The sequence below is a fragment of the Streptomyces sp. NRRL S-350 genome (assembly GCF_000719705.1).
In the GTDB taxonomy this organism is placed as follows: domain Bacteria; phylum Actinomycetota; class Actinomycetes; order Streptomycetales; family Streptomycetaceae; genus Kitasatospora.
Genome location: NZ_JOHO01000010.1, coordinates 82,930 through 106,335, shown reverse-complemented (window position 1 = coordinate 106,335; position 23,406 = coordinate 82,930). Strand labels below are relative to the sequence as shown.

General features: G+C 74.9%; 20 protein-coding genes, 1 tRNA gene and 2 pseudogenes. 15 read left to right on the top strand and 8 right to left on the bottom strand.

Translation table 11 applies throughout. From position 1 onward, the window contains the following. The first annotated feature begins 42 nt into the window (after positions 1 to 42). From IF30_RS0112225 to IF30_RS50560, 3 genes are all read left to right on the top strand, one after another. Positions 43 to 1,506 carry a glycoside hydrolase family 1 protein gene (locus IF30_RS0112225; protein WP_030236172.1) on the top strand — a complete coding sequence of 488 codons (1,464 nt, stop codon included), beginning with the start codon at positions 43 to 45 and terminating at the stop codon, positions 1,504 to 1,506. Between the two features lie 207 nt (positions 1,507 to 1,713). Beyond that, on the top strand, positions 1,714 to 2,718 hold the full coding sequence (locus tag IF30_RS0112220; protein WP_030236169.1) for a LacI family DNA-binding transcriptional regulator: 1,005 nt from the start codon (positions 1,714 to 1,716) through the stop codon (positions 2,716 to 2,718). A gap of 434 nt (positions 2,719 to 3,152) precedes the next feature. Continuing rightward, a complete protein-coding gene (locus IF30_RS50560) occupies positions 3,153 to 5,540 on the top strand; it encodes a glycoside hydrolase family 44 protein (RefSeq protein WP_030236167.1) in 2,388 nt (795 codons plus the stop codon). A gap of 349 nt (positions 5,541 to 5,889) precedes the next feature. Here the strand turns inward: IF30_RS50560 and IF30_RS0112210 are convergent. Beyond that, positions 5,890 to 5,963, bottom strand: a tRNA-Met gene (locus tag IF30_RS0112210). 139 nt (positions 5,964 to 6,102) lie between these two features. Between IF30_RS0112210 and IF30_RS0112205 the strand changes: the two genes are divergently transcribed. Beyond that, positions 6,103 to 6,270, top strand: a complete 168-nt coding sequence (locus IF30_RS0112205; RefSeq protein ID WP_030236166.1) for a hypothetical protein — start codon at positions 6,103 to 6,105, stop codon at positions 6,268 to 6,270. Between the two features lie 39 nt (positions 6,271 to 6,309). On the opposite strand, the pseudogene IF30_RS46560 reads toward IF30_RS0112205, so the two are convergent. The 3 genes and pseudogenes from IF30_RS46560 to IF30_RS0112190 form a co-directional block, all read right to left on the bottom strand. After that, positions 6,310 to 6,797 (bottom strand): annotated as a pseudogene (locus tag IF30_RS46560) (hypothetical protein). Next, positions 6,794 to 9,265 (bottom strand): molybdopterin oxidoreductase family protein, encoded by a 2,472-nt coding sequence (locus IF30_RS0112195; RefSeq protein ID WP_030236164.1) that lies wholly within the window; start codon positions 9,263 to 9,265, stop codon positions 6,794 to 6,796. The pseudogene IF30_RS46560 and the gene IF30_RS0112195 overlap by 4 nt, the downstream one beginning before the upstream one ends. Positions 9,266 to 9,298: 33 nt before the next feature. Next, the gene (locus tag IF30_RS0112190; RefSeq protein WP_030236162.1) at positions 9,299 to 9,859 is read right to left on the bottom strand and encodes a hemerythrin domain-containing protein; all 561 of its coding nucleotides are present in this window, start codon (positions 9,857 to 9,859) and stop codon (positions 9,299 to 9,301) included. A 274-nt stretch (positions 9,860 to 10,133) separates the two neighbouring features. Between IF30_RS0112190 and IF30_RS43435 the strand changes: the two genes are divergently transcribed. Continuing rightward, the gene (locus IF30_RS43435; protein ID WP_051709987.1) at positions 10,134 to 10,796 is read left to right on the top strand and encodes an HAD-IIIA family hydrolase; all 663 of its coding nucleotides are present in this window, start codon (positions 10,134 to 10,136) and stop codon (positions 10,794 to 10,796) included. A 158-nt stretch (positions 10,797 to 10,954) separates the two neighbouring features. On the opposite strand, the gene IF30_RS0112180 is transcribed toward IF30_RS43435, so the two are convergent. Further along, complete coding sequence (locus IF30_RS0112180) at positions 10,955 to 11,413, bottom strand: SRPBCC family protein (protein WP_030236159.1); 459 nt, start codon at positions 11,411 to 11,413, stop codon at positions 10,955 to 10,957. 155 nt (positions 11,414 to 11,568) lie between these two features. Here IF30_RS0112180 and IF30_RS0112175 point away from each other — a divergent pair, with 155 nt between their 5' ends. The 3 genes from IF30_RS0112175 (at position 11,569) to IF30_RS0112165 (ending at position 13,598) form a co-directional block, all read left to right on the top strand. Continuing rightward, positions 11,569 to 12,456 carry a Rieske 2Fe-2S domain-containing protein gene (locus tag IF30_RS0112175; protein ID WP_051709985.1) on the top strand — a complete coding sequence of 296 codons (888 nt, stop codon included), beginning with the start codon at positions 11,569 to 11,571 and terminating at the stop codon, positions 12,454 to 12,456. A 232-nt stretch (positions 12,457 to 12,688) separates the two neighbouring features. Beyond that, positions 12,689 to 13,354 (top strand): HemK2/MTQ2 family protein methyltransferase, encoded by a 666-nt coding sequence (locus tag IF30_RS0112170; protein ID WP_030236155.1) that lies wholly within the window; start codon positions 12,689 to 12,691, stop codon positions 13,352 to 13,354. Beyond that, positions 13,338 to 13,598, top strand: coding sequence for a CDGSH iron-sulfur domain-containing protein (locus IF30_RS0112165; protein ID WP_234322684.1), 261 nt, complete (start codon positions 13,338 to 13,340; stop codon positions 13,596 to 13,598). The genes IF30_RS0112170 and IF30_RS0112165 overlap by 17 nt, the downstream gene beginning before the upstream one ends. Here the strand turns inward: IF30_RS0112165 and IF30_RS0112160 are convergent. The 3 genes from IF30_RS0112160 to IF30_RS0112150 form a co-directional block, all read right to left on the bottom strand. Continuing rightward, the gene (locus IF30_RS0112160; RefSeq protein ID WP_078891338.1) at positions 13,572 to 14,672 is read right to left on the bottom strand and encodes an iron-containing redox enzyme family protein; all 1,101 of its coding nucleotides are present in this window, start codon (positions 14,670 to 14,672) and stop codon (positions 13,572 to 13,574) included. The genes IF30_RS0112165 and IF30_RS0112160 overlap by 27 nt on opposite strands. 124 nt (positions 14,673 to 14,796) lie before the next feature. Then, positions 14,797 to 15,474, bottom strand: coding sequence for an HAD family hydrolase (locus IF30_RS0112155; protein ID WP_030236150.1), 678 nt, complete (start codon positions 15,472 to 15,474; stop codon positions 14,797 to 14,799). 117 nt (positions 15,475 to 15,591) lie between these two features. Further along, a complete protein-coding gene (locus IF30_RS0112150; protein WP_063752601.1) occupies positions 15,592 to 16,512 on the bottom strand; it encodes a SigB/SigF/SigG family RNA polymerase sigma factor in 921 nt (306 codons plus the stop codon). 279 nt (positions 16,513 to 16,791) lie between these two features. Between IF30_RS0112150 and IF30_RS0112145 the strand changes: the two genes are divergently transcribed. From IF30_RS0112145 to IF30_RS0112115, 7 genes and pseudogenes are all read left to right on the top strand, one after another. Continuing rightward, on the top strand, positions 16,792 to 17,115 hold the full coding sequence (locus IF30_RS0112145; RefSeq protein ID WP_030236146.1) for a hypothetical protein: 324 nt from the start codon (positions 16,792 to 16,794) through the stop codon (positions 17,113 to 17,115). 375 nt (positions 17,116 to 17,490) lie between these two features. Next, entirely contained in the window at positions 17,491 to 18,615 is a 1,125-nt protein-coding gene (locus tag IF30_RS0112140; RefSeq protein ID WP_030236145.1) for a carboxylate-amine ligase, read from the top strand. A 13-nt stretch (positions 18,616 to 18,628) separates the two neighbouring features. Continuing rightward, positions 18,629 to 19,645, top strand: a complete 1,017-nt coding sequence (locus IF30_RS0112135; RefSeq protein WP_030236141.1) for a PHP domain-containing protein — start codon at positions 18,629 to 18,631, stop codon at positions 19,643 to 19,645. Between the two features lie 63 nt (positions 19,646 to 19,708). Next, the gene (locus IF30_RS50195; protein WP_030236138.1) at positions 19,709 to 20,674 is read left to right on the top strand and encodes an SDR family NAD(P)-dependent oxidoreductase; all 966 of its coding nucleotides are present in this window, start codon (positions 19,709 to 19,711) and stop codon (positions 20,672 to 20,674) included. A 131-nt stretch (positions 20,675 to 20,805) separates the two neighbouring features. Next, a pseudogene (locus IF30_RS41320) lies at positions 20,806 to 21,989 on the top strand (alcohol dehydrogenase catalytic domain-containing protein). Positions 21,990 to 22,160: 171 nt separating this feature from the next. Further along, positions 22,161 to 22,553 (top strand): DUF302 domain-containing protein, encoded by a 393-nt coding sequence (locus IF30_RS0112120; RefSeq protein ID WP_030236134.1) that lies wholly within the window; start codon positions 22,161 to 22,163, stop codon positions 22,551 to 22,553. 10 nt (positions 22,554 to 22,563) lie between these two features. Continuing rightward, a complete protein-coding gene (locus IF30_RS0112115; RefSeq protein ID WP_030236132.1) occupies positions 22,564 to 23,394 on the top strand; it encodes a universal stress protein in 831 nt (276 codons plus the stop codon). Positions 23,395 to 23,406 lie beyond the last annotated feature (12 nt).

Genomic DNA, 23,406 nt, shown 5'->3' with positions numbered 1-23,406 from the left:
CTCCTACCGATTCTTCTCCTACCGGAAGTGGAGCAGCCATCCATGACTGCCGCACGGACCCAGTCGGCCCCAGCCGACACCGCCGTTTCCGCCTTCCCCGCCGGCTTCCTCTGGGGGGCCGCGACGGCGGCGTACCAGATCGAGGGAGCCGTCGACGTGGACGGCCGGACGCCCTCGATCTGGGACACCTTCAGCCGCACCCCGGGGCGGACGGCCGGCGGCGACACCGGCGACCGCGCCACCGACCACTACCGCCGCTACTCCCAGGACGTCCGGCTGATGTCCGAACTCGGCCTCGGCGCCTACCGGTTCTCGGTGTCCTGGTCCCGGGTGCAGCCGACCGGACGCGGACCGGCCGTCGAACGGGGCCTGGACTTCTACCGGCGCCTGGTGGACGAACTGCTCGAACACGGCATCGAGCCCGCCGTCACCCTCTACCACTGGGACCTGCCCCAGGACCTGGAGGACATCGGGGGCTGGCCGGCCCGTGACACCGCGGGCCGGTTCGCCGACTACGTCGCGCTGGTGGCGGAAGCCCTCGGGGACCGCGTGGGCATCTGGACCACCCTCAACGAGCCCTGGTGCTCGGCCTTCCTCGGCTACGGCTCCGGGGTGCACGCCCCCGGCCGCACCGACTGGGCGGCCGCCCTGCGCGCCGCCCACCACCTCAACCTCGGCCACGGCCGCGCCGTCGAGGTGCTGCGCGCGGCGCTGCCCCGGGACGCCCGGATCGCCGTGTCGCTCAACCTGCACGAGGTGCGGCCGCTCACCGGGTCCGCGGCGGACCGCGAGGCCGCCCGCCGGATCGACGCGGTGGGCAACCGCGTCTTCACCGGCCCGATGCTGAACGGGAGTTACCCCGAGGACCTGCTCGCCGACACGGCACACCTGGTCGACTGGCCGACGCTGGTCCACGACGGCGACCTCGCGACGATCGCCCGGCCGATCGACCTGCTCGGCGTCAACTACTACTCCCCGACGGTGGTCTCCGCCCTGCCGGACGGGCAGGCCCCGGACTCCGCCGCCGCAGCCCGCGACGCCGGCCACGGCGACGGCGCCCAGTCGCCCTTCGCCGGCTGCGCCGACGTGCTCTTCCACCGCGCACCCGGCCCGCGCACCGCCATGGGCTGGCCGATCGACCCCACCGGCCTCTCCGACATGCTGCTGCGCCTCCACCGCGAGCACCCCGGGCTGCCGCTGATGGTCACCGAGAACGGCGCGGCGTTCGAAGACGTCCTGACGGACGAGGGCAGGGTGCACGACCCCCAGCGCATCGACTACCTGCGCGAGCACCTTGACGCCGTCCGGCAGGCGATCGCCGCCGGCGCCGACGTGCGGGGCTACTTCCTCTGGTCGCTGATGGACAACTTCGAGTGGGCGTACGGCTACGGCAAGCGGTTCGGCCTGTACCACGTGGACTACGACACCCAGACCCGGACCGCCAAGGACAGCGCCCGGTGGTATGCGGAGGTGATCCGCCACGGCGCACTGCCCGACCCCGCGTGACGGAGCGGCCGGTGCCGTCCGAGCGGGAGCCTCGGATGCCGCCTGAGCGGCCGGTGGCCCGAGAGCGGCCGGTGCCGTCCGAGCGGTCGCGTCCGATCCCTTGACGCTGATCGTTCAACGGACCAAGCTGGCAGAGGTGGTGGCCCGGCGCGGCTGACGGGTCCGAGGGTGTAGCTCCCGTGCCGCGGACCGATCCAGGACGGCCCCATGCCCCAGCCCGATCGCAGCAACGGCCCCGCTCCGACGCTGGCCGAGGTCGCCCGCCACGCCGGCGTCTCCACGGCGACGGCCTCCCGGGTGCTCAACCGTTCCGCCCGGGTCTCCACCGAGGTGGCGGCCCGGGTGGAACGGGCGGCCCGCGAGTTGGCGTACGTCCGCCGCCGGGCGCCCAGAGCGCGCGAGACCGGCGTGGTGGCCGTCGTCGTCTTCACGGACCCCCTGCAGTACCACGCGGACGCCTTCCCCGCCCGGCTGCTGGCCGGGCTGCGGCGCTCCCTGCCGGGCGGGGAGCGGGAGTTGGCCGTCTTCACGGTGCCCAGGCACTCCCGGCGGCCGCCGCTGGTGCGCTACCTGTGCGGCGGCCACGTCGACGGCGTGCTGCTGGTCGGCCCCTGGGGGGACGGCGCGCTCGCCCGGCTGCTGCACGCGGCCAGGGTGCCCGTGGTCTCGCTCGGCCGGCCGCCGGAGCCGGGCACGGTGGCGTTCGTCGACGCGGACAACCTCACCGGCGCCCGGGAGGCGGTGCGGCGGCTGTGCGAGTCCGGACGCCGGTCGGTGGCCACCATCGCCGGGCCGCCGGACACCTCCGCCGGCGCGGACCGACTCGCCGGCTACCACCAGGCGGTGGCCGCGATGGCCGGGGCACGGCCAGTCGTGGCGTACGGCGACTTCAGCAGCGTCTCCGGTGAGCACGCGATGCAGCGGCTGCTGGACCAGCGTCCCGAGGTCAACGCGGTGTTCGCCGCCTCCGACCAGATGGCCGCGGGAGCCCTCAGGACCCTGCGGCGACACGGCCTGCGGGTGCCCGAGGACGTCGCGCTGATCGGCTTCGACGACTCCCCCGTCGCGGCGCGGTGCCGTCCGGGGCTGACCACCGTCCGCCAGCCGGTGGAGGACCTCGGCTCCCGCGCCATGAACCTGCTGCTGCGCAACCCCGCACTCGGCGAGTCCGAGGTGCTCCCCACCCGACTGGTCGTCCGGGCCTCGGGCTGAGCCCGCCGGCATCGGCACGGCGACCTGCGCGTTCCGCAGGTCGGGCCCGGAGCTCCCGGTCCGGCTCCCCGGCGATCACGAGGTGGGCGGCGAGGTCCCGGCCCGGGCGCTCCGACCGGGGAGGGGTTCCAACCCGTGCATGCGTGTTGACACTCCGCCCCGGGCGCTCCAGACTCGAAATGGGAGCGCTCCCATATATCAATCGGCCTTACTTCGAGGCAAGTTGAGGAGACGCACCGCCGGCCGGGCAGCGCCATCGCCGGTCGCAGTGCCCTGTCTCGCCCGCCCGCCGGCCGGCGAGAGCCCGGTTCCCACAGCGCGGTCATTCCATCCCCCACCCAAGGCCGCGGTGCTGCCCGCGGTACGTGCCGATCGCGCCCCTTCGGGTGTTGCGGGTCGTACCGGCCGCGCTGCCGGCTGCTGAGAAGGAGACCATGCGTACGACACGTAAGGCGGCCGCCCTGGCGGCATTCGCGGTGTTGCTGGCCGGCGCCGGGGCGGCACAGGCCGCCGCCCCCGGGCCCGGACGGTCGGTGCGGGCGGCCGCTGCCGCCGCGGGCCCGGCGATCACCGTGGACGCCACCAGTGGACGGCACGCCATCGACCCCCACATCTACGGCATGAACTTCCCCGACGAGGCACTGGCCAAGGAACTGCGTCTGCCGACGGGCCGCTGGGGCGGGAACGCCACCAGCCGGTACAACTACAAGCTCGACGCGTACAACGCCGGGTCCGACTGGTACTTCGAGGACCTGCACTACAGCAACGACCCCGCGGCCCTGCCCGCCGGATCACAGGCCGACAAGTTCGTCGACCAGAACCACCGGACGGGCACCGACACGCTGATGACCGTGCCGATGACCGGCTGGACCGCGGCCGGCCGCGACGGCGGCTGCGGGTTCAGCGTCGCCAAGTACGGACCTCAGCAGGAAACCGACGCCCAGTGGCGGCCGGACTGCGGCAACGGCAAGAAGCCCGACGGCACCCTGGTCACGGGCAACGATCCGGCCGAGACCAGCACGCCCGCGGGCCCGGACTTCGTCAAGGGCTGGGTGCAGTACCTCAAGAGCACCTACGGCCCCGCGGACGGCGGCGGGGTGCGCTTCTACGACCTGGACAACGAACCGGACCTGTGGTCCGGTACGCACCGCGACGTCCACCCGGTCGGGGCCGGCTACGACGAGATGCGCGACAGCACCTACGCCACCGCCGCGGCCGTCAAGGACGCCGACCCGGCCGCGCAGACCCTCGGCCCGGTCGGCTGGGGCTTCAACTCGCTGATCTACTCCGGCCTGGACCAGCAGGTGTGCGGCCGGCAGGGCGGCAGCTGCTGGTCGAACCCGCCGGACACCGCCGCGCACGGCGGCGTGCAGTTCGCCCCGTGGTACCTGCAGCAGATGAAGGCCTACGAGCAGACCCACGGGCGGCGGATCCTGGACTACTTCGACGAGCACATCTACCCGCAGCAGTCCGGGGTGTCCGGCAGCGCGGACGACGCGGCGACGCAGGCCCTGCGGCTGCGTTCCACCCGGCAGTTGTGGGATCCCTCCTACGTCGACGAGAGCTGGATCAACCAGCCGATCCAGTTCGTCCCCCGCATGCGCTCCCTGGTCGACCAGAACTACCCGGGAACGAAACTGGCCGTCTCGGAGTACAACTGGGGCGCCCTGGACCACATCGACGGCGGCCTGGCCGAGGCCGACGTGCTCGGGATCTTCGGACGCGAGGGGCTGGACCTCGCCACCCTGTGGTCCCCTCCGAAAGCGAGCGACCCCGGAGCCCACGCCTTCCGCATGTTCCTGAACTACGACGGCCGGGGCGGCGCCTTCGGCGACACCTCCGTCAAGGCCGCGAGCGCCGACCAGGACAAGCTGTCGGTGTACGCGGCCGAGCGCAGCAGCGACCACGCGACCACGGTCATGGTGATCAACAAGACCACCGGCGACCTGACCGCGCCCGTCTCCCTGTCCGCAAGCTCCGCGCTCCCGGCAGCGGCGCAGGTCTACCGCTACGGCCAGGCCGACCAGAGCGCGATCCAGCACCCGGCCGATCAGCCGCTGGGCGGCGGCTCCTTCAGCGCGACCTTCCCGGCGTACTCCATCACCGAGTACGTCGTGCCCGCCGGTTCGGCCCAGGCCACCCCGCCCTCGGCACCCGGCACTCCGACGGCCTCGACAACCGGCCCCGACCGCGTGACACTGACCTGGCCGGCCGCCACCCCCGGCGCCTCCCCCCTGGCGGACTACCGCGTCTACGCCGGCGACCCGGCCACCACGGCGCCGCTGGCCACCGTCCCCGCGTCGACGACCACCGCCACCGTCACCGGCCTCACCCCGGCCACCGCCTACACGTTCCGCGTCGTGGCCACCGACACCGCGGGCCGCAGCTCACCGCCGTCGGCTCCGCTCCAGGTCACCACCGGCCCGGCCACGACGAGCGGCTGCACCGTCGCCTACCAGCTCGGCAACGACTGGGGCACCGGCTTCACCGCGAACGTGAAGATCACCAACCAGGCGGCACCGGTCAACGGCTGGACCCTCGGATTCACCTTCCCCGGCAACCAGAAGGTCACCCAGGGCTGGAACGGCACCTGGTCGCAGACCGGCGCCGCGGTCACCGTCAAGGACGTCGGATGGAACGCTTCCCTGCCCACCGGGGGCTCCACCACCATCGGCTTCAACGGCGCCTACTCCGGCGTTGACACCGCACCCGGCACCTTCGTCCTCAACGGCACCGCCTGCACCACCACGGGCACCGCAGCGGCATCCACTCCCACCCCGGCCGTCGGCCACGCACCCACGGGCGACGCACTCCGCCACTGAACACGGGTGCGGGACGCCGGGTGGGAGTCAGGGCAGGGGTCCAGGTTCGGGACGGTCCGCACCAGGGCATCCGCCGACGAGGTCGGACGGTACCTGATCGTCCACCGGCACCCGGCGTGCCTCCACCTGCCCACCCGGCACCAGGTCCGGACCGCGGCGCGAGCCGGCGCCAAGGTCCGGACCACCGGGGAGAGCTGCCGGCCCTGCGGTGATCGACCGGGTCAGTGCCATTCCTCCCCGAGCGGGCGAGGTCATCACCCGCCGCCCCTGGCTCTCGCTCCGGGCGCCGCCGGTCACGACGACGAAGCCGGGGCCGACGCGCATCTGCGTCAGCCCCGGCTTCTGTTCGTAGCGGGGACAGGATTTGAACCTGCGACCTCTGGGTTATGAGCCCAGCGAGCTACCGAGCTGCTCCACCCCGCGTCGGTGAACACGACACTACGCGGAAGTCACCGGGATGGGAAATCGACGGTCTCCACCGGGCACGCTCCACGCATGGAGCGGGGCGCCCTGGGCACACGCCGTGGCCGAGCACCCTTCGATTCACGGGAGGCCGATTCCCATGCTGATCCTCGTCCTCGTCCTGCTGTTGGTCATCCTGCTCGGCGGTCTGGGGTTCTTGCTGCACGCCCTCTGGTGGATCGCGCTCGCCGTGCTGGTGGTCTGGCTCCTGGGCTTCGTGTTCTCCGGTGGCTCCCGCGGCAGCGGCCGGCGCTGGTACCGGTGGTGACCTGCGCCTGGGCTCCGCGACCCGGCGCCGCAGCGGTGCTCAGACGCTGCCGAGCAGCTGCGGCGCCAGCGTCTTGATCATGGTGTTGCTCCAGCGCATCTGCCGCAGGGTCTGCGGGTGGCAGTCGGTGGCGAGCGCGAGCAGCGGGGCGTCCCGGTGGCCTGCGCCACCTGCGCGAGCATCTCCCAGTGCAGGGAGTTCGCGGTGGCGGCCAGGTGGAGGTCCCGCAGGTCGTCGAGCAGGAACAAGGCGGGTTCGCGGGCGCCGAGCGTTTCGGCGGCCTTGCCGGGCGGGGCGGCGAGCGGCCCCGGGGCCGGGCCGCCGTCGGGGCCGGAGAGGTCGAGCCCGTGCCGGCGGGCGGCGTCGGCGATCCGGCGGGTGTGCTCGTGGGACCACCGGGCGAGGTCGGTGGCGACGTGGTGGACTTCGTGGTCGGCCCGGTGCCGCTCGGCCGCGGCGAGCAGGTTCCGTTCGAGGCGGCGTTCGCCGTCGTGCAGGGCGTGCAGGGTGACGGTGATGCCGCTCACGGCCGGTCCTCCTCCTGGTCGGCGGTCTGGGTGGCGACGGCGTCGGGGCCGCCGGTGGTGGGCGGGGCTGCGGCGGGGTCGGCGGGGGCGGAGGCCGTGGTGGTGGGCGCCGGGGCGCGGTGGCCGTCGGCGCGTTCGACGAGGGTGAGCCGCGCGGCGGCGGTCTTGAACAGGGGCTGTTTCGAGACCGGATCCCAGTCGCTGATCGTGGTCTCGTTGGCGGCCCGCCCGCCGCCCGCGCCGGGCCGGCTCCCCGCCGGGGTGTCCCAGTAGCCGTAGTGGAAGGGCAGGAACACCAGGCCGTCGCGGATGCCGGTGAGCCGGAGGCGGCCGCGCACCGAGCCGCGGGGGCTGGTGACCTCGACCAGGTCTCCCTCGCCGAGGTCCCGCGCCGACGCCTCGGCGGCGGACAGTTCCACCCACACGTCGGGCGCGGCGGCGTCCAGCTGAGGGGTCCGGCCGGTCTTGGTGCGGGTGTGGAAGTGGTAGAGGGTGCGGCCGGTGGTCAGTTGGAGCGGGTGGTCGTCGTCGGTGTCCTCGTGCGGGGGCAGGTACTCGGCGGCCTTGAGCACGGCCTTGCCGTCCGGGTTGAGGGCGCGGTACTCGGTCTCGGAGACGGAGGCGCCGGTGACGAGGTCCTTGCCGTACGTCTCGCAGGTGTCCGGCGCGGCCCAGTCGATGCCGTCGGTGTAGAGCCGTTCGGTGCCTCCGGGCGCCTCGGCGGTGCAGGGCCACTGGATGCCGCCGGCGGCGCGCAGCAGTTCGTAGCTGAGCCCCGTGTAGTCGCAGGGCCGGCCGCGGCTGCACTCCTGCCAGGCCTCGAAGGCGGACCGCGCGTCGTGCCAGTGCACCAGCGGGCGGTCGTCCTTGTCGCGGAAGTCCATCCGGCGGGCGTAGTCGAGGAAGACGTCCAGGTCCGGCCGGGCGTCGCCGGGCGGTTCGACGGCCTGCTCGGAGAGGTGGACGGTGCGGTCGGCGTTGGTGAAGGTGCCGGTCTTCTCCGCCCAGGTCGCGGCGGGCAGGACGACGTCCGCGAACCGGGCGGTCTCGGTGAGGTAGAGGTCCTGGACGACGGTGAACAGGCTTTCCCGGTCGAGGATGCCGCGGATGCGGTCGAGGTCCGGGAGGGAGACGGCGGGGTTGGTGCCGGAGATCCACAGCAGGCCGATGGTGCCCTGTTCGGCGTACCGGAAGATCTGCATCGCGGGGGTGGGCGGCGCGTAGTGCGGGATCCGGGACGGCTCGACGTTCCAGACCCGCGCGAGGTCGGCGACGTGCTGCTCGTTCTCCCAGTTCCGGAAGCCGGGCAGGTCGCCGTCGGCGCCGCATTCGCGGGTGTTCTCGGCGGTCGGCTGCCCGTTCATCTGCAGCACCCCGCAGCCGGGGCGTCCGAGCATGCCGCGGATCAGCTGCAGGTTGTTGACCTGGCAGGCCGCGGCGGTGGCCTGGTGGGACTGGTAGACGCCCTGCAGCACGGTGGACAGCAGCCGCTCGGCGTCGCCCAGGACCTCCGCGGCCTGCGTGATCCGGCGGGCGGGCACGTCGCACACCCCGGCGGCCCAGGCCGGGGTGCACCCGGAGACCCGCTCGGCGAGTTCGTCGAAGCCGACGGTGTGGCGTTCGACGAAGTCCCGGTCGACGCGGTCGGTGCGGATGATCTCGTGCAGCAGGGCGTTGAGCAGGGCCACGTTGGTCCCGATGCGCGGGGCGAGGTGGACGGTGGCGCGGCGGGCGACCGGGGTCGGCCGCGGGTCGACGCACACCAGCCGGGGCGGTTCGGCGCCCGCCAGCCGGTCCAGGACGCGCATCCACAGCACCGGCTGGGTCTCGGCCATGTTGTGGCCGAACAGCGCCAGCGTGTCGCAGTGGTCGACGTCGGTGTAGGAGGCGGGCTGGCCGTCGCAGCCGAAGGTCTCCTTCAGCGCCTCGGCGGCCGTCGCGGTGCACAGCCGGGTGTTGCCGTCCAGGTGGTTGGTGCCGATGCCGGCCCGGGCGATCACCGCCAGCGTGTAGTACTCCTCCAGGAAGAGCTGCCCGCTGGTGTAGAAGCCGATGGAGCCCGGGCCCCGCTCGCGCAGCAGTTCCTCGGACCGCGCGACCACGGCGCCCATGGCGGTGTCCCAGACGGTCTCGACCAGGCGGCCGCCGCGGCGCAGCAGCGGGCGCGTCAGTCGGTCGCCCGCGCGGTTGGCCTGCCAGGCGAACAGGTCCTTGGGCCCGAGCCGGCCCCGGTTCACCCGGTCCGCGGCCCGCCCGCGCACGCCGACGATCCGGCCGTCGACCACGGCGACGTCCATGGCGTCCCCGTTGGAGTGCAGCAGCGACGCGGTCGGCACCCACCGCTGCACCGCGTCGGCGGTGACGCCCGGCTCCAGGAACGCGTCGACCCGGGCCGGCCAGCGCCGGCCCGGGGCGTAGGGGGTGCGGTCACCCCACGGATCGGCGATCCGGTCCACCCGGTCCCGCATGTCACACCTCCCGGCCGGAGCCGCGTCCGAGGGTCAGTCCTCCAGGGCGTCGGCGATGCGGTGCAGCATGCCGCCGCCGGTCGGCTGGTGCGGCGCGGTCTCCCGCACGGCCCGCATCCGCTCGCCGATCTCCTGCAGTTCCTTGCGGCCGAGGGCGGCCCTGACCTGCGGGAACCAGTCGCCCTCCTCCTCCTCGATGTGCCGCTCGACGGCGTCGATGAGGACGGCGGCCTTGGCGTCGTAGCCTTCGTCGTCGGGGGTCATCCGGCTCAGCTCCTCGCAGAGCAGGTCGGCGACGTGGTGCTCCTGCTTGGCGCGGTCCATGGTCCCGGCGAGCCCGGGCACCTCCTGGCGGGCCCTGGGGTAGAACAGTTCGTCCTCCAGGTAGGTGTGGACGGTCAGCGCCTCGACGATCCGTCCGACGGTCTCGCGCCGCTCCTGCGCGGCACCGCCGTCGCCCTTGCCGTCGCTGTCGCCGCCGCCGTCGCCGCTGCCGTCCTGGTCGTCGCTCGCGACGAGCGCCCGGTACTCGCGGAACAGGCGGCGGACTTCCTTGTGGTCCTCCCGCAGCAGGACGATGGCATCGTTCGACATCGCTCGCTCGCCTCCTCTTCGGCGGGTTCCTCTTCGACGGCCGGCCCGTCGCCCCGGGCGTGTCCCCGGGCGCCGCGGGCTCAAACGCCCGCCGTCCGGCAGGGAGTTGCGGGGCCCCGACCCGGTGCGACCTGCCCGTTCCGGCCGTTCCGCCGACGGTCGTCCCGCCGGCGCCTGTTCCGCACGCCCCTGTTCCGCACGCCCCTGTTCCGCAGTCCCATGTTCGGCACGGCTCGCCTGTTTGGCACGGCTCGCGGCGGCAAGCCGCAGGGGCATGGCGTACCTCGCAGAGCCCGTACCGACCGTTCCGCAGTCCCAGCCGTCCGGTCCGCAGTCCCAGCCGCCCGGTCCGCACGACCGGCCCGGGCCGTGGCTGTTCGTCCGGCCCGGCGGGGCCGCCGCCGGTCTCCCGGCGGGGGTCGTGCTGTTCGGCCGCGACGGGACGCTCCTCCAGGACGTCACCTGCAACGGCGACCCCGCGATGGTCCGCCCGATGGCGGGTGTCCGGGCGGCGCTCGCGGCGCTGCGCGCGGCCGGTTTCGCGCTCGGTGTGGTGAGCAACCAGCCGGGCGTCGCCCGCGGCCTGCTCGGGCCGGGCCAGGTCGAGGCCGTCCAGTCCCGGGCGGAGGCGCTGCTGGGCCCGCTCGACGTCTGGGCGGTCTGCCCGCACGGCCCACACCAGGGCTGCCCCTGCCGGATGCCGGCCCCGACGCTGGTGACGGCGGCCTGCCGGGCGCTCGGCCTGCCGCCCGCGAGGGTCACGGTGATCGGCTGCAGCGACGCGGTGATCGGCGCCGCCCTGGCGGCCGGCGCGCACGCGATCCGCGTGCCCGAGGCGGCGGCGCCGACGACGACCGGGTGCCCGCCCTGCACCCTGACCACCTGCCGGACCGCGGACGGGCCCGAGCAGGCCGCCGAGCTCGTGCTCCGGCGCTGAGCTCCCCCCTCCGCCGCGCAGCACCGGCCCGCCAGGACGGCCCCGCGCCGGTCCGTCGGCCCGTGCGCGCCGACGGCCGCGGGCACGCATCGGCCCCCCGCCCGGTCGGGCTGGGGGGCCGACGGGTCGAACCGGGCTCGGGGGCTCCGGCGGAGGGGTCAGCCCGGGCTGACCCTGCCCCGCCAGCCGCCTTCCTCCCGGCCGCGCTCCTCGATGAACTCCTTGAACCGCTTCAGGTCCCCCTTGACCCTCCGGTCGACCATGCCCATCGCGTCACCGGCCTTCTCGACCATGCCCCCGGGCCGGAAGTCGATGGCCATGTTGACCCGGGTGTGGTTCTCGTCGAGCCGCTGGAAGGTCACGACGCCCTTCTGGTCCACCTCGCCGTCGGTGGTCCGCCAGGCGATCCGCTCGTCGGGCAGCTGGTCGACGATCTCGGTGTCGAACTCGCGGGTGACACCGCCGATGCTGGTGCGCCAGTGGTTGTGGGTGTCGTCCACCTGGGTCACCGAGTCGACGCCCTCCATGAAGCGCGGGAACTCCTCGAACTGGGTCCACTGGTTGTAGGCGGTGTGCAGCGGGACGTCGACGTCGACCGACTCCTTCACGATGCTCATCCGAGCCTCCTCGCTGGGTACCGACCGGGCGCTTCCCGGCCGTCCGCGCGTCTGCCCGCCTGGTGCCGGCGTAACCGTCCCGCCGGGGCGCCGGCCGGGCCCCGGCTCACCCGGACGCGTGGTTTGGCGCGCCGGTGTCCGGCTAGCCGCCCGGTATGGACATCTCACGCCTGCACAGCCAAAGCTGGTCCCGCCGCCTGCGCCGCGCCCTGGACGCACCCGAGCACTGGGACTTCCTCGACGCCCCGGGCCAGCCGCTCGCCGACGCCGCCGAGGCCCTGCCGCTCGGCCCGTACCGCGACGCCCTGCACGGCGTGTGGCTCGGCCATCCGCTCCACCCGGCCCTGGTCCAGTTCCCGCTCGGCTGCTGGACGTCGGCCGCCCTGCTGGACTTCACCCCGGGTGGGCGCCGGTCGGCGAGCGCCCTGGTGGCGGCCGGGCTGCTGGCCGCCGGGCCCGCCGCGCTCACCGGCTGGGTGGACTGGGCCCGGCTCGATCCGCCGCGCCGCCGCACCGGTCTGGTGCACGCGCTCTCCAACACCACCGGGGTGCTGCTGTACGCGGCATCGCTGCTGGCCCGCTGCCGGGGACACCGGGCCCGGGGCAGGCTGCTCGGCCTGGCCGGGTTGACCGCCGTCTCGGTCGGGGCGGCGCTCGGGGGCCACCTGGCCTACCGGCAGGCCGCCGGCCCCGACCGGGCCGCCGCCGTCCCCCGGCTGGCACCGGCGGACTGGGTCGGGCTCGGCCCGCTGGAGGACTTCCCGGACGGTCGGCCCGTGCGCCGGACGACCGGCGAGCTGGCCCTGGTCGTCGTCCGGGACGGGGAGCAGTGCCACGTGCTGGCCGAGCGCTGCAGTCACCTGTCCGGGCCGCTCTCCGAAGGCACCGTCGTCGACGGTTGCCTGCGCTGCCCGTGGCACGGCAGCGAGTTCCGGCTCCGGGACGGCGAGGTGGTGCACGGTCCGGCGACCGCGCCGCAACCGGTGCTGGAGTCCCGGGTGCTCTCGGGCCACCTGGAGGTGCGACTGCCGGGAGCCGGCTGACCGGCACCCGCCGGGGCGCGGCGTTTCGCCACCACGACCGGGGGCAACCGCCCGGGGACCGTCCAGGAGGAGCCATGACCGCCGCCGCCCCCGATCTGCCGCCGTGCGCCGGCGCGCCGCAACACCGGTGCCGGACCGGGGAGCCGCGTGTCCGGCGGGTCCGTCCCGGAAGGGGCGGTCCCGAACGAGGCCGGGCCGCACCAGGACCCGGCCGGGCCGGAAGGGGCACGACATGCTGCTGATCCGACCCCCCGGGGTGTACCCGCCGCAGGGCGACACCCGGCTCCTGGCCTCGTGCGTGCGCCGGGAGCGGCTGGACGCCTCCGGCCGGGTCCTCGACCTGTGCACCGGGACGGGCGCCGTCGCCCTCGAAGCGGCCCGGACGGGAGCGCGGGTCACCGCGGTGGACCTGTCCGCCCGTGCCGTCGCGACCGCCTGGCTCAACGCCCGTCTGCACCACCGCCGGATCCGGCTGCGCCGGGGCGACCTGCTGACCCCGGTGGCCGACGGCCGGTTCGACCTGATCACCGCCAATCCCCCGTACGTCCCCGTCGATCCCGCCACCCCCGCCGCGCAGGCGGCCGGCCGCGGCGCCGCCCTGGCGTGGGACGCCGGGCCGGACGGGCGGCTGGTCCTGGACCGGATCTGCCGGACGGCCCCGGGCCTGCTCGCCGACGGGGGCGTGCTGCTGCTCGTGCAGTCCTCGCTCGCGGACGTCCCGGCCACGCTCCGGCTGTTGCGCGCGGCCGGGCTGCGCACGAGCGTGGCGGCGCGCCGGCGGCAGTCCTTCGGGCCGGTGATGACGGCGCGGGCCGCGCTGTTCGAACGGCGCGGGCTGATCCGGCCGGGCGAGCGCGAGGAGGAACTGGTGGTGGTGCGCGGTGTCCGCGAACGCTGACCGGGACACACCGCCGGTGGTCGGCCGGGAAGCGACCCGGGTGGTCGTCGTCCCGGACGGTCCGCTGCTGGTCGAGGGGCCGGTGGAGGTGGTCCTGCCGGACGGCTCGGTGCGGCTCTCCGAACGCCCGGTGGTGGCGCTGTGCGCGTGCCGCCGGAGCCGCACCTACCCGTTCTGCGACACCAGCCACCGCAGGCGCGGGCGGCCGGCGCCCGGCTCAGGCCGGGTCGTCGGGCAGGGGTGAGCGCAGGGACGTGCGCCCGGCCCGCCAGTGGTCGAGCAGGTGGTCCGCGAAGCGGCCGCCGACCACCTCGGCGGCGGCGATGCCGAACGCCACGTCGGCGGCGGCCTCGGGCTCGGCGGCGACCAGTTCCTCGATGACCCCGCGGCGCACCAGTTGCTCGTGGACGGCGTCCGCCTCGACGTGCTCGCGGTAGAACAGGGTGCCGTCCGGGCCGCCGCCGAGCCGTTCCAGGGCCTTGGCCAGGCGGGCGGAGCCGGGTGAGGAGGTGATCTCGATGGTGGCGAACTGCCCGACCGCGGCGCCGCGCAGCGCCCGGTGCAGGCCGAAGAGCATCATCAGGTTGACCACGGCCAGGGACGGCGCGGGCACCAGGTCGACGTAGTGCCGGTAGCCCGGGTCCAGGCCGAAGGCGGTCATCATCCGGGCGAACAGCAGGGAGTGGGCCCGCTCCGGCCGCCCGGCGCCGTACTCGTCGTACGTGACCGCCATCAGCACGGCCTGCGCGGGCCCGTGGATCCTCGGCAGCATCCACAGCTGCGGGTCCGCTTCCTTGAGGTGGTAGAGCGAGCGGTGCACGAGGTACTCGCGGGCGTGCCGGCGGTCGCCTTCGGCCAGCAGGAAGTACGAGGGGCCGGTGCCGTCGGGCGGCTGTGTCAGCAGGCCTTCCAGCGCCTCCCCCAGGGGTGGCACCGGCTCCGCCTCGGCGCGGACGGCGGCGAGGAAGGGCTGCTCCAACGCCCGCCGTAGCCGTAGGAGTTCGGGATCCCACTCCCAGCCGGGGTCGACGCCCGGCAGGCCCCGGTCGTGGAGTTCGTAGCACAGGTACAGGGCGAGCTGGTGATCCTCGCCCCACGGGTCGTCGAGGGGCGGGAGCGGGTCGGGCAGCCGCCCGGAGCCGGGCGGTCCGGCGGTCACCAGTGCGAGCACCGCCGCCGACAGCGGCCCGCGCGCGGCGGGCCGCCCGCCCACCGCCGGCTCCTCCGGATCCCGCGGCCGCCCCGGCCGTTCTCCCCGGTCCCGCACCCGCCCCGGCTGCCCTTCGCCGAGCGGTGCCGCCTGTTCCCGACCGTCCATGCCGTCAGCCTCCTCGCAGCGCGTCTGCCCTTGACCCGTCGGAGCGGATGCCCGCGACGGGCGGAAGCTAACGCGACCGGAGGCCCGCGGCGGGCGCAGGCCGACGAGCCGGGAGCGGCGGCCGTCACGCCCCGGGCCGGTGCACGAGCAGGCTGCGGTCCAGCTCGGCCAGCAGTTCGGCGGTGTCGCGGTGGACCTCGGCGGCGCCCGCGCCGAGGAGTTCCTGGGCGGAGAAGCCGCCGCTCTCCACGGCGACGCAGCGCACCCCGGCCCGGCCCGCGGCGACGACGTCCCAGACCGTGTCGCCGACGAAGACGGTGTCCTCCGGGGCCGCGCCCGCCAGGTCCAGGGCGGCCCGGACGAGGTCCGGCGCGGGCTTGGTCGCGGCCACGTCGTCGGCGGTGGTGGCGGCCGCGATCACGTCGTCGGCGTCCAGGACCCGGCGCAGCACGGCGAGTTCGCGTTCCGAGGCGGAGCTGGCCAGTACGATCCGCCGCCCCGTGGCGGCGCAGGCGCGCAGGAGGTCGGCGGCGCCCGGCAGGGGTGTGATCACGGGCCAGTAGGTCGCGTAGATCGCGTCGTGGGCGGCCGTGATCGCCTCGTCGTCGCCGCGGTCGCGGTCGTCGCCGAGCAGGTGGTCGAGCAGTTGGTCGGCGCCCATGCCGACCGCCCGGTGGGCCCGGGCCGCGGGCACCGTGCGGTCGTACTGGCGCAGGGCCTCCCACCAGGCGAGGGCGTGGAAGTACGTCGTGTCGAGCAGGGTGCCGTCGACGTCGAACAGCGCCGCCGCAGTCGTGGTCAAGGAGGTCTCCTTCGGTCGGCCCGGCAGGGCGGGGGTGCGCACGGGCGTGCGGCACGCGAGCAGGATTCGCGGGGGAGGGTGCTTGTGGTGCGTACGGGCTTCGCGCCGCCCGGCGGCTCAGTCGGGTGCCTCGGCGCCGTCGGACCAGCCGGGGGCGTCGCGGTCGTCGAGCTGTCGGCGCAGCTGCGCCAGGGTTGCGGTGAGCAGCCGGGAGACATGCATCTGGGAGACGCCGATCCGCTCGGCGATCTGCGACTGCGTGCATCCGTCCCAGAACCGGAGCTTGAGCACGGTCTGCTCGCGCAGCGGCAGGTCGGCCAGCAGCGGGCGCACCGCGGTGCGGAAGTCGGCGAGTTCGATGCCGGGGTCGCAGCTGCCGAGCCGGTCGAGCAGGGCGCTGCCGCTCTCGTCGGTGTCCTGCTCGCGCAGCGCGTCCAGCGAGTTGGGGCGGTAGACCCGGCCCGCCATCAGCCCTTCGGTGGCCTGTTCGACGGTGAGGTGCAGGCCCTCGGCGATCTCCTCGGGCTGCGGCAGCCGGCCGAGTTCCTGCTCCAGCTTGTCCGAGCCGCGCGCGACGGTGAGGTAGAGCTCCTGCATGCTGCGGGGCACTCGCACCGGCCACGAGGTGTCGCGGAAGAACCGTTTGATCTCGCCGATGATGGTCGGGATGGCGTAGGTGACGAACTCGACGCCGCGGTGCGGATCGTAGCCGTCGACGGCCTTGATCAGCCCGACGGTGCCGACCTGGAGAATGTCGTCCATGTCCTCGGCCCGGTGCCGGAAGCGGGCGGCGATGAACCGTACCAGCGGCATGTTGAGCTCGATGATCGTGCCGCGGACGTAGCTGTACGCGTGGGTCTCCCGGGCGAGGCCGGCGAGGCGCTCGAACAGCGCGTCGCTCAGCTCGCGGGCCTCGGCCTTCCCCATGGAGCGCAGTTCGGCCTCGGTGGGCCGGGGCGGCAGGTCCGACGGCAGGTCGGGGGGTCGGCTCGGAGGTGTGACGGCGTCGCGGTGGGCGGTTTCCAGTCGGATGGACACGTGGCTTCTCCTGGGCGACGGGGCAGCCGCCCGACGGCGCGTACGGGCTGGTGTCCGTACTCCGCGGGGGCTTCTTCCCCAGGACCTGTGCCCGGCTTCTTCAAGCGCGGGTCCCGGTGGCACCCGGTCGGGTGCTGGAGCGGCCGGATCGGTTCTCGGCCGCTGCCCTATCTGTTTTACCCGACATACGATAGTGGATTCATGTTTAGGGGGTTTTCTTATGGTTCGTCCGGGTAACCGCGCCGTCGCAACAGCCACCGTGCGAGAGGAGGGGCAGCCATGCCCCGAGGATCCAGCCCCAAGCGGGAGCGCCAGTACGAGCACATCAAGGACAGCGCGCTCGACCGGGGCGAGAGCGAGAAGCGGGCCGAGGAGATCGCCGCCCGGACGGTGAACAAGGAGCGCGCCCGGCACGGCGAGTCCAAGACCGCGAGCCGCAGCTCCCTCGACGACGTGTCCTCCGGCCACCGCGGCGGGAAGCGCTCGCACCAGGGCGCCCAGGGGCCCACCTACGACCAGTTGTACAACGAGGCCAAGCACCGCAACGTCAAGGGCCGTTCGAAGATGAACAAGAGCGAGCTGGCCCACGCGCTCGGTCGCTGACCGCGGTCCCGCCGACACCGGCGGCGCCGCGACGGCACCGCGGGACCGCCCCGGGACCGCCGCAGGACCGTCCCGGGGCGCCGGGCGGGCCGCCTGGTCGCCGTGCACGGCCCGCGCCTGCCCGCCGCGCCCCGGCCCACACGCCGCCGCGTCCCCCGGCCGGAAGGCCGCCGGAGCACGTTTCGACGGCGCCCGCCCGGCAAGACGCCTGTCATGCAGAACCACACGCGTCCGGGCCCCCGCACCGCGGTCACCCCCCGGGCCGCCACGGCTGCGCCGACGAGTCCCACGCCCGGCCGGCCGCGCCCGGCGGAAAGCCGCTCCGCACTCCGCCCGGCGGTCCACGCCGAGCCCGCTCCGGGGCGGTGAGCCGCCGTGCCCGGGCCCAGCGCCCAGCGGAACCCGCTCACCTTCGGGGTCGAGGAGGAGTTCCTGCTGGTCGACCGGCACACCCGACTGCCCGCCGACCGCGCGCCGCAGGTCATCGCCGACGCCTCGACCGTCCTGGGCGACCAGGTCCAGGCCGAGTTCTTCCCCGTCCAGGTCGAGGTGTGCACCCGGCCCGCCGCCCGGCTCGAGGAGCTGCGCGCCGACCTCGTCCGCCTGCGCTCCGTGGTCGCCGCCGCGGCCGCCGAGGCGGGCTGCCTGCTGGTGGCCTCGGGCACGCCGGTGCTCAGCGCCCCGGGCCCCGGCCGGGTCACCGACGATCCGCGCTACCAGGCGATGGCCGCCCGCTACGACAACGTGGTCGACGGCTACGGCGGCGCGATGTGCGGCTGTCACGTCCACCTGGGGACGGTCAGCCGCGGCCAGGCCCTGGCACTGGGCAACCACCTGCGCCCGTGGCTGCCGGTCGTGCAGGCGCTCGCGGTCAACTCCCCGTTCGCCGAGGGCCGGGACAGCGGCTTCGCGAGCTGGCGCACCGTCCGGTGGGCGCGCTGGCCGACCGTCGGTCCGGCGCCGGTGCTGGACGAGGCGCAGTACGAGACGCTGGTGGCCTCCCTGGTGGAGTCCGGCGTGCTGCTCGACCGCAGGATGGTCTACTGGTACGCCCGGCCGTCGGAACACGTCCCGACGCTCGAGGTGCGGGTCGCCGACGTCAACGCCGATCTGCGGACCGTTCTGCTCCTCGCCGCGCTGCTGCGCGGACTCACCACCGTCCTGCTCGACGAGATCGGCGCCGGTCGTCCGGCGCCCGCGTGCCCGGCCCGTCTGGTCGGCGCCGCCCACTGGCAGGCGGCCCACTTCGGCCTGTCCGCTGACGGGATCGACCCGTTCACCGGCCGGCACGTCCCGATGGCCGCGCTCGTGGACCGCCTGCTCGAACGGGCCGCGCCCGGCCTCGCCGCCACCGGGGACCTCACCGAGGTGGAGCGCGCCCTCACCAGGATCCACCGGCTCGGCACCGGGGCCGACCGCCAGCGGCACGCGCTGCACCGCCGCGGCCGGCTGACCGCCGTGGTGGACGAGCTCGCGGCGCTCACCACCGCGGCGGCCTGAGACGGTCGCGGCCGTGGACCCCGCGGAGGCGCTGCGGCGGATCGCCTTCCTCCTGGAGTTCAACGGCGCCTCGCCCTACCGCGTCCGGGCGTTCCACACGGCCGCCGACGCGGTCCGCGACCTGCCGCCCGGCCCGGTGGACGCCGCCCGGGCCCGACAGCTGCGGGGCGTCGGGCCGGTCACCTCGGAGGTGATCGCGCAGGCCTCCACCGGCGCGACACCCCCGTACCTCGCCCGCCTGGAGGCCGAGGCGGGCCCCGTCGGCGCGGCCGGGTGGCAGCTGCAGGCCGCGGCGCGCGGCGACTGCCACCTGCACTCCGACTGGTCCGACGGCGGCCACCCGTTCGAGGAGATGGCCGAGGCCGCCCGCGCGCTCGGGCACCACTGGGCCGTGCTCACCGACCACTCCCCCCGGCTGACCATCGCCCACGGCCTGAGCCCCGAGCGGCTGCGGCACCAACTCGACGCCGTCGCGGCCTGGAACGAGCAGGACGGCCCGTTCCGGCTCCTGACCGGGATCGAGTGCGACATCCTGGAGGACGGCTCCCTCGACCAGGAACCGGAACTGCTCGCCCGGCTCGACGTGGTGGTGGCCTCCGTGCACTCGAAACTGCGCTCCGATCCGGAACCGATGACCGCCCGGATGTTGGCGGCGGTCCGCAACCCGCGCACCAATGTCCTCGGGCACTGCACCGGCCGGATCGTCACCGGGCGCGGCCGCCCGCCGTCACGCTTCGACGCCGAAGCCGTCTTCACGGCCTGCGCCGGAGCCGGGACGGCCGTGGAGATCAACTGCCGCCCCGAGCGCCGCGATCCACCCGACGACCTGCTGGAGCTGGCCGCCGAGTCGGGCTGCCTGTTCACCGTCGACACCGACGCGCACGCACCCGAGCAACTGCACTGGTTCACCTCCGGCTACGCCCGCGCCGCCCGGCTCGGCCTCGGGCCCGAGCGCCTGGTGACCACCTGGCCGCGCGACCGCCTGCTCTCCTGGGCCGCCGGGGCCGCCGGAACCCCGCCGCGCGTTTGACCGGGGCCCGCGCGGACAGACGCCCAGGCGTCCGACCGTCCCCGATCGAGGAGGTCGCGCCCGATGCACGGCAAGGGTGTTCTGACCGACCGCACGGCCCTGGTGACCGGCTCGTCCCGCGGGCTGGGCCTGCTCATCGCGGGCGAACTCGCGGACCGCGGCTGCCGGGTGATGCTCACCGGCCGGGACGAACTCGGCCTGGAGCGGGCCGTCCGGCGGCTGCAGGGCCGCCCCGGCGAGGTCGCCGCCACGGCCTGTGACCTGATGGACCCGGAGGCACCGGCCACGCTGCTCGCGGCCGTACGGGACCGCTTCGGCGCCGAGGTGGACCTCCTGGTCAACAACGCCGGCGTGATCCAGGTGGGCCCGGTCGCGGCGATGCAGGAGCAGGACTTCCGGCGGGCGCACGAGCTGATGACCATGGCGCCGTTGCGGCTGGTCCAGGCGGTGCTGCCGGCCATGCGGGCCCGCGGTGCGGGCTCGATCGTCATGATCAGCTCGATCGGGGGCCGGATCCCGGCGCCGCACCTGCTGCCGTACGTGGCGGCCAAGTTCGCGCTCACCGGCCTCTCCGAGGGGCTCGCCGCAGAGCTGGCGCAGTACGGGATCCGGGTGACCACCGTCCTACCGGGGCTGATGCGCACCGGCTCGCACACCGCCGCCGAGTTCGCCGGGCAGGCGGGGAACGAGTACGCCTGGTTCGCGACTGCCGCATCGCTGCCCCTGCTGTCGATGGACGCGCCCCGGGCGGCCCGCCGCATCGTCCGGGCGGTCGAGCACGGCCGCCGCGAGCTGGTGCTGACCCCGCTCGCCAAGGCCTCGGTCCTCGCCCACGGAGTCGCGCCCGCGACCACGAACCGGCTGCTCGGGCTCACGGCCCGGGCGCTGCCGTCGGCGGGAGCGGCGCCGGAACACCGGGTGCCCGGCGTCCTGGCGGCGGCCCGGCACCCGCGCGGCGGACCGGTCCACCGGCTCACCGCCCTCGGGCGCCGGGCGAGCCGGGCGCACAACGAGCCCACGGCGTCCTGAACGAGGGCCGGGGAACGGACACCCCCGCCCTCCGTCCTGAAGGAGTGCCGGGGAACGGACACCCCCGCCCTCCGTCCTGAACGGGTGCCGGAACGGATCCCCCCTGCCCGGCCCGGCCGAGAGGAGACACCATGAAAGCCGTCACCTGGCACGGACGCCGGGACGTCCGCGTCGACTCCGTCCCCGACCGGTGATCCAGGAGCCCACGGACATCCTGGTCGAGGTCACCACCACCGGGCTCTGCGGATCCGACCTGCACCTCTACGAGGTCCTGGGCGCCTTCCTGGACGAGGGCGACATCCTCGGCCACGAGGCGATGGGCGTGGTCCGGGAGGTCGGCGGCGCCGTGCACGCGGTCTCGGTGGGCGACCGGGTGGTGGTGCCGTTCAACCTCTCCTGCGGCACCTGCTACATGTGCGTGAACGGCCTCCAGTCCCAGTGCGAGACGACCCAGGTGCACGCCTACGGGACCGGTGCGGCACTGTTCGGCTACACCAAGCTCTACGGCCAGGTGCCCGGCGGGCAGGCCGAGTTGCTCCGCGTACCGTTCGGCAACACCCTGCCGGTGGTGGTCCCGCACGGACCGCCCGACGACCGGTACGTGCTGCTCTCCGACGTGCTGCCGACCGCGTGGCAGGCGGTCGCGTACGCGGACGTACCGCCGGGCGGCAGCGTGGCGGTCCTCGGCCTCGGCCCGATCGGGGACATGTGCACCCGCATCGCACGTCACCGCGGGGCGGGCACCGTGATCGGCATCGACCTGGTGCCCGAGCGGCTGGAACGCGCCCGGGAGCGCGGCGTCGAAGCGCTCGACCTCGCCCGGCTCGGCTCCCGCGTCGTCGACACCGTCCGGGAGCTCACCGGAGGCCGCGGCCCGCACGCGGTGATCGACGCGGTGGGCATGGAGGCCCACGGCTCCCCCGCCGCGACCGCCGCCCAGCGGATGACCTCGCTGCTGCCCGACGCCCTCGCCGCCCGGCTGATGACCCGGGTCGGCCTGGACCGCCTGCACGCCCTCCACCTCGCGGTCGACCTCGTCCGGCGCGGCGGCACCATCTCGCTGTCCGGCGTGTACGGCGGCATGACCGATCCGCTGCCGATGATGACCATGTTCGACAAGCAGGTGCAGCTGCGGATGGGCCAGGCGAACGTCCGACGCTGGACGGACGACCTGCTGCCACTGCTCGACGACGGCGATCCCCTCGGCGTCGAGGGCTTCGCCACCCACCACGTGCCGCTGGCCGAGGCCCCCGCCGCCTACGAGATGTTCCAGCACAAGGATGACGGCGTGGTCAAGGTGCTCTTCCGGCCCTGAGTGCGACCGAGCCGCGCCCGGCCCAGCCGAACGCAGCGGGGTACAGCCGAGCGCGGCCGCACGCGGCGGCCGCGCTCGCGGCGTCGGGCGGTCGGGGCGAGCAGGGCCGTTCCCGGGAGGCGGCGGAACCGGTGGGCGCCGATACTGGGGCCTCGGCCCCCGGGAGGAACCATGGACTACGGGATCGGCGTACGGCTCGACCGGCCGTTCGCGCCGACGGTGGAGGCGGTCACCGCCGCGCTCAGGGAGCAGGGCTTCGGAGTCCTCACCACCGTCGACATCCGGGCGACCCTGCGCGAGAAGATCGGCGAGGACATCGAGGACTACCTGATCCTCGGCGCCTGCAACCCGGCCCTGGCCCACCGCGCGCTCGGCGCCGACCGCCGGATCGGGCTGCTGCTGCCCTGCAACGTGGTCGTCCGCGCGGACGGCGACGCCACGGTGGTGGAGGCCGTCGACCCGCAGACGCTGGTCGCGCTGGCCGGCCCGGACGGCGGACTGGACGAGGTGGCGGACGAGGCCGCGCGGCGGCTGACCGCCGCCCTGGACTCCCTGCGCGGATGAGGAGCAGCCCATGACCGGACCCGTCGTCGTGGGCTTCGACGGCTCCCCCGAGAGCGTCGCCGCCACCGAGTGGGCCGCCCGGGAGGCGCAGCGGCGCAACAGTCCCCTCGCGGTCCTGCACGCCTGGCCGTCCCCGAGGCGGGACACCGCCGACTACCACCGTTCGGCGGAGCAACTGGCCGCCCGCGAGGCCGCGTTGCGTGCCGACGTGGACGTCCCGGTGACGTCCGCGCACACCCCCGCCGCCCCGGCCGAGGCGCTGGAGGCCGCGGGCCGCGACGCCGCGCTGCTCGTCCTCGGCTCCCGCGGCCTCGGCGCCGTCCGCGGCTTCCTGGTCGGCTCGGTGAGCCAGGAGGTGCTGCGGCGGGCCGACTGCCCGGTGGTGCTCGTCCGGGCCGGCGGGGACGAGCCGGACGGCCCGGTGCTGGTGGGCCTCGACCTCGCGCACCCCGGGGACGACGTGCTCGCCTTCGCCTTCGACGCCGCCGCCCGCCGCTCGGCCCCGCTGCGGATCGTCCACGTGTGGTCACCGCCGGTCGGCAGCGAGTACCTGGCGCTCGAAGCGATCGGCGGTCTGGCGGACGGCCCCTCCGCCGCCGAACGGGCCCGGTTCACCGAACTCGTAGAGCCCTGGCGGGCCCGCCGCCCGGAGGTGGACGTGACGGCCGACCTGGTCCGCGGCAGTGCCACGGTCGCGCTCGTGGACGCGGCGGCGGGCGCCCGCCTGCTCGTCGTCGGCCGTCGCGTCCGTCGGCACCCGCTCGGCACCCACCTCGGCCCGGTCGCCCACGCGGCGATCCACCACGTCCACTGCCCGGTCGCCCTCGTCCGGCACGCCTGACCGGGCCCGCAG

Bases quoted from the DNA above. Each gene is read 5' to 3' on its own strand.
- IF30_RS43435 (WP_051709987.1), top strand. From the start codon at position 10,134: ATGGCGTACCTCGCAGAGCCCGTACCGACCGTTCCGCAGTCCCAGCCG.
- IF30_RS50560 (WP_030236167.1), top strand. From the start codon at position 3,153: ATGCGTACGACACGTAAGGCGGCCGCCCTGGCGGCATTCGCGGTGTTG.
- IF30_RS0112205 (WP_030236166.1), top strand. From the start codon at position 6,103: ATGCTGATCCTCGTCCTCGTCCTGCTGTTGGTCATCCTGCTCGGCGGT.
- IF30_RS0112115 (WP_030236132.1), top strand. From the start codon at position 22,564: ATGACCGGACCCGTCGTCGTGGGCTTCGACGGCTCCCCCGAGAGCGTC.
- IF30_RS0112175 (WP_051709985.1), top strand. From the start codon at position 11,569: ATGGACATCTCACGCCTGCACAGCCAAAGCTGGTCCCGCCGCCTGCGC.
- IF30_RS0112145 (WP_030236146.1), top strand. From the start codon at position 16,792: ATGCCCCGAGGATCCAGCCCCAAGCGGGAGCGCCAGTACGAGCACATC.
- IF30_RS0112225 (WP_030236172.1), top strand. From the start codon at position 43: ATGACTGCCGCACGGACCCAGTCGGCCCCAGCCGACACCGCCGTTTCC.
- IF30_RS0112170 (WP_030236155.1), top strand. From the start codon at position 12,689: ATGCTGCTGATCCGACCCCCCGGGGTGTACCCGCCGCAGGGCGACACC.
- IF30_RS50195 (WP_030236138.1), top strand. From the start codon at position 19,709: ATGCACGGCAAGGGTGTTCTGACCGACCGCACGGCCCTGGTGACCGGC.
- IF30_RS0112220 (WP_030236169.1), top strand. From the start codon at position 1,714: ATGCCCCAGCCCGATCGCAGCAACGGCCCCGCTCCGACGCTGGCCGAG.
- IF30_RS0112190 (WP_030236162.1), bottom strand. From the start codon at position 9,859: ATGTCGAACGATGCCATCGTCCTGCTGCGGGAGGACCACAAGGAAGTC.
- IF30_RS0112195 (WP_030236164.1), bottom strand. From the start codon at position 9,265: ATGCGGGACCGGGTGGACCGGATCGCCGATCCGTGGGGTGACCGCACC.
- IF30_RS0112180 (WP_030236159.1), bottom strand. From the start codon at position 11,413: ATGAGCATCGTGAAGGAGTCGGTCGACGTCGACGTCCCGCTGCACACC.
- IF30_RS0112160 (WP_078891338.1), bottom strand. From the start codon at position 14,672: ATGGACGGTCGGGAACAGGCGGCACCGCTCGGCGAAGGGCAGCCGGGG.
- IF30_RS0112120 (WP_030236134.1), top strand. From the start codon at position 22,161: ATGGACTACGGGATCGGCGTACGGCTCGACCGGCCGTTCGCGCCGACG.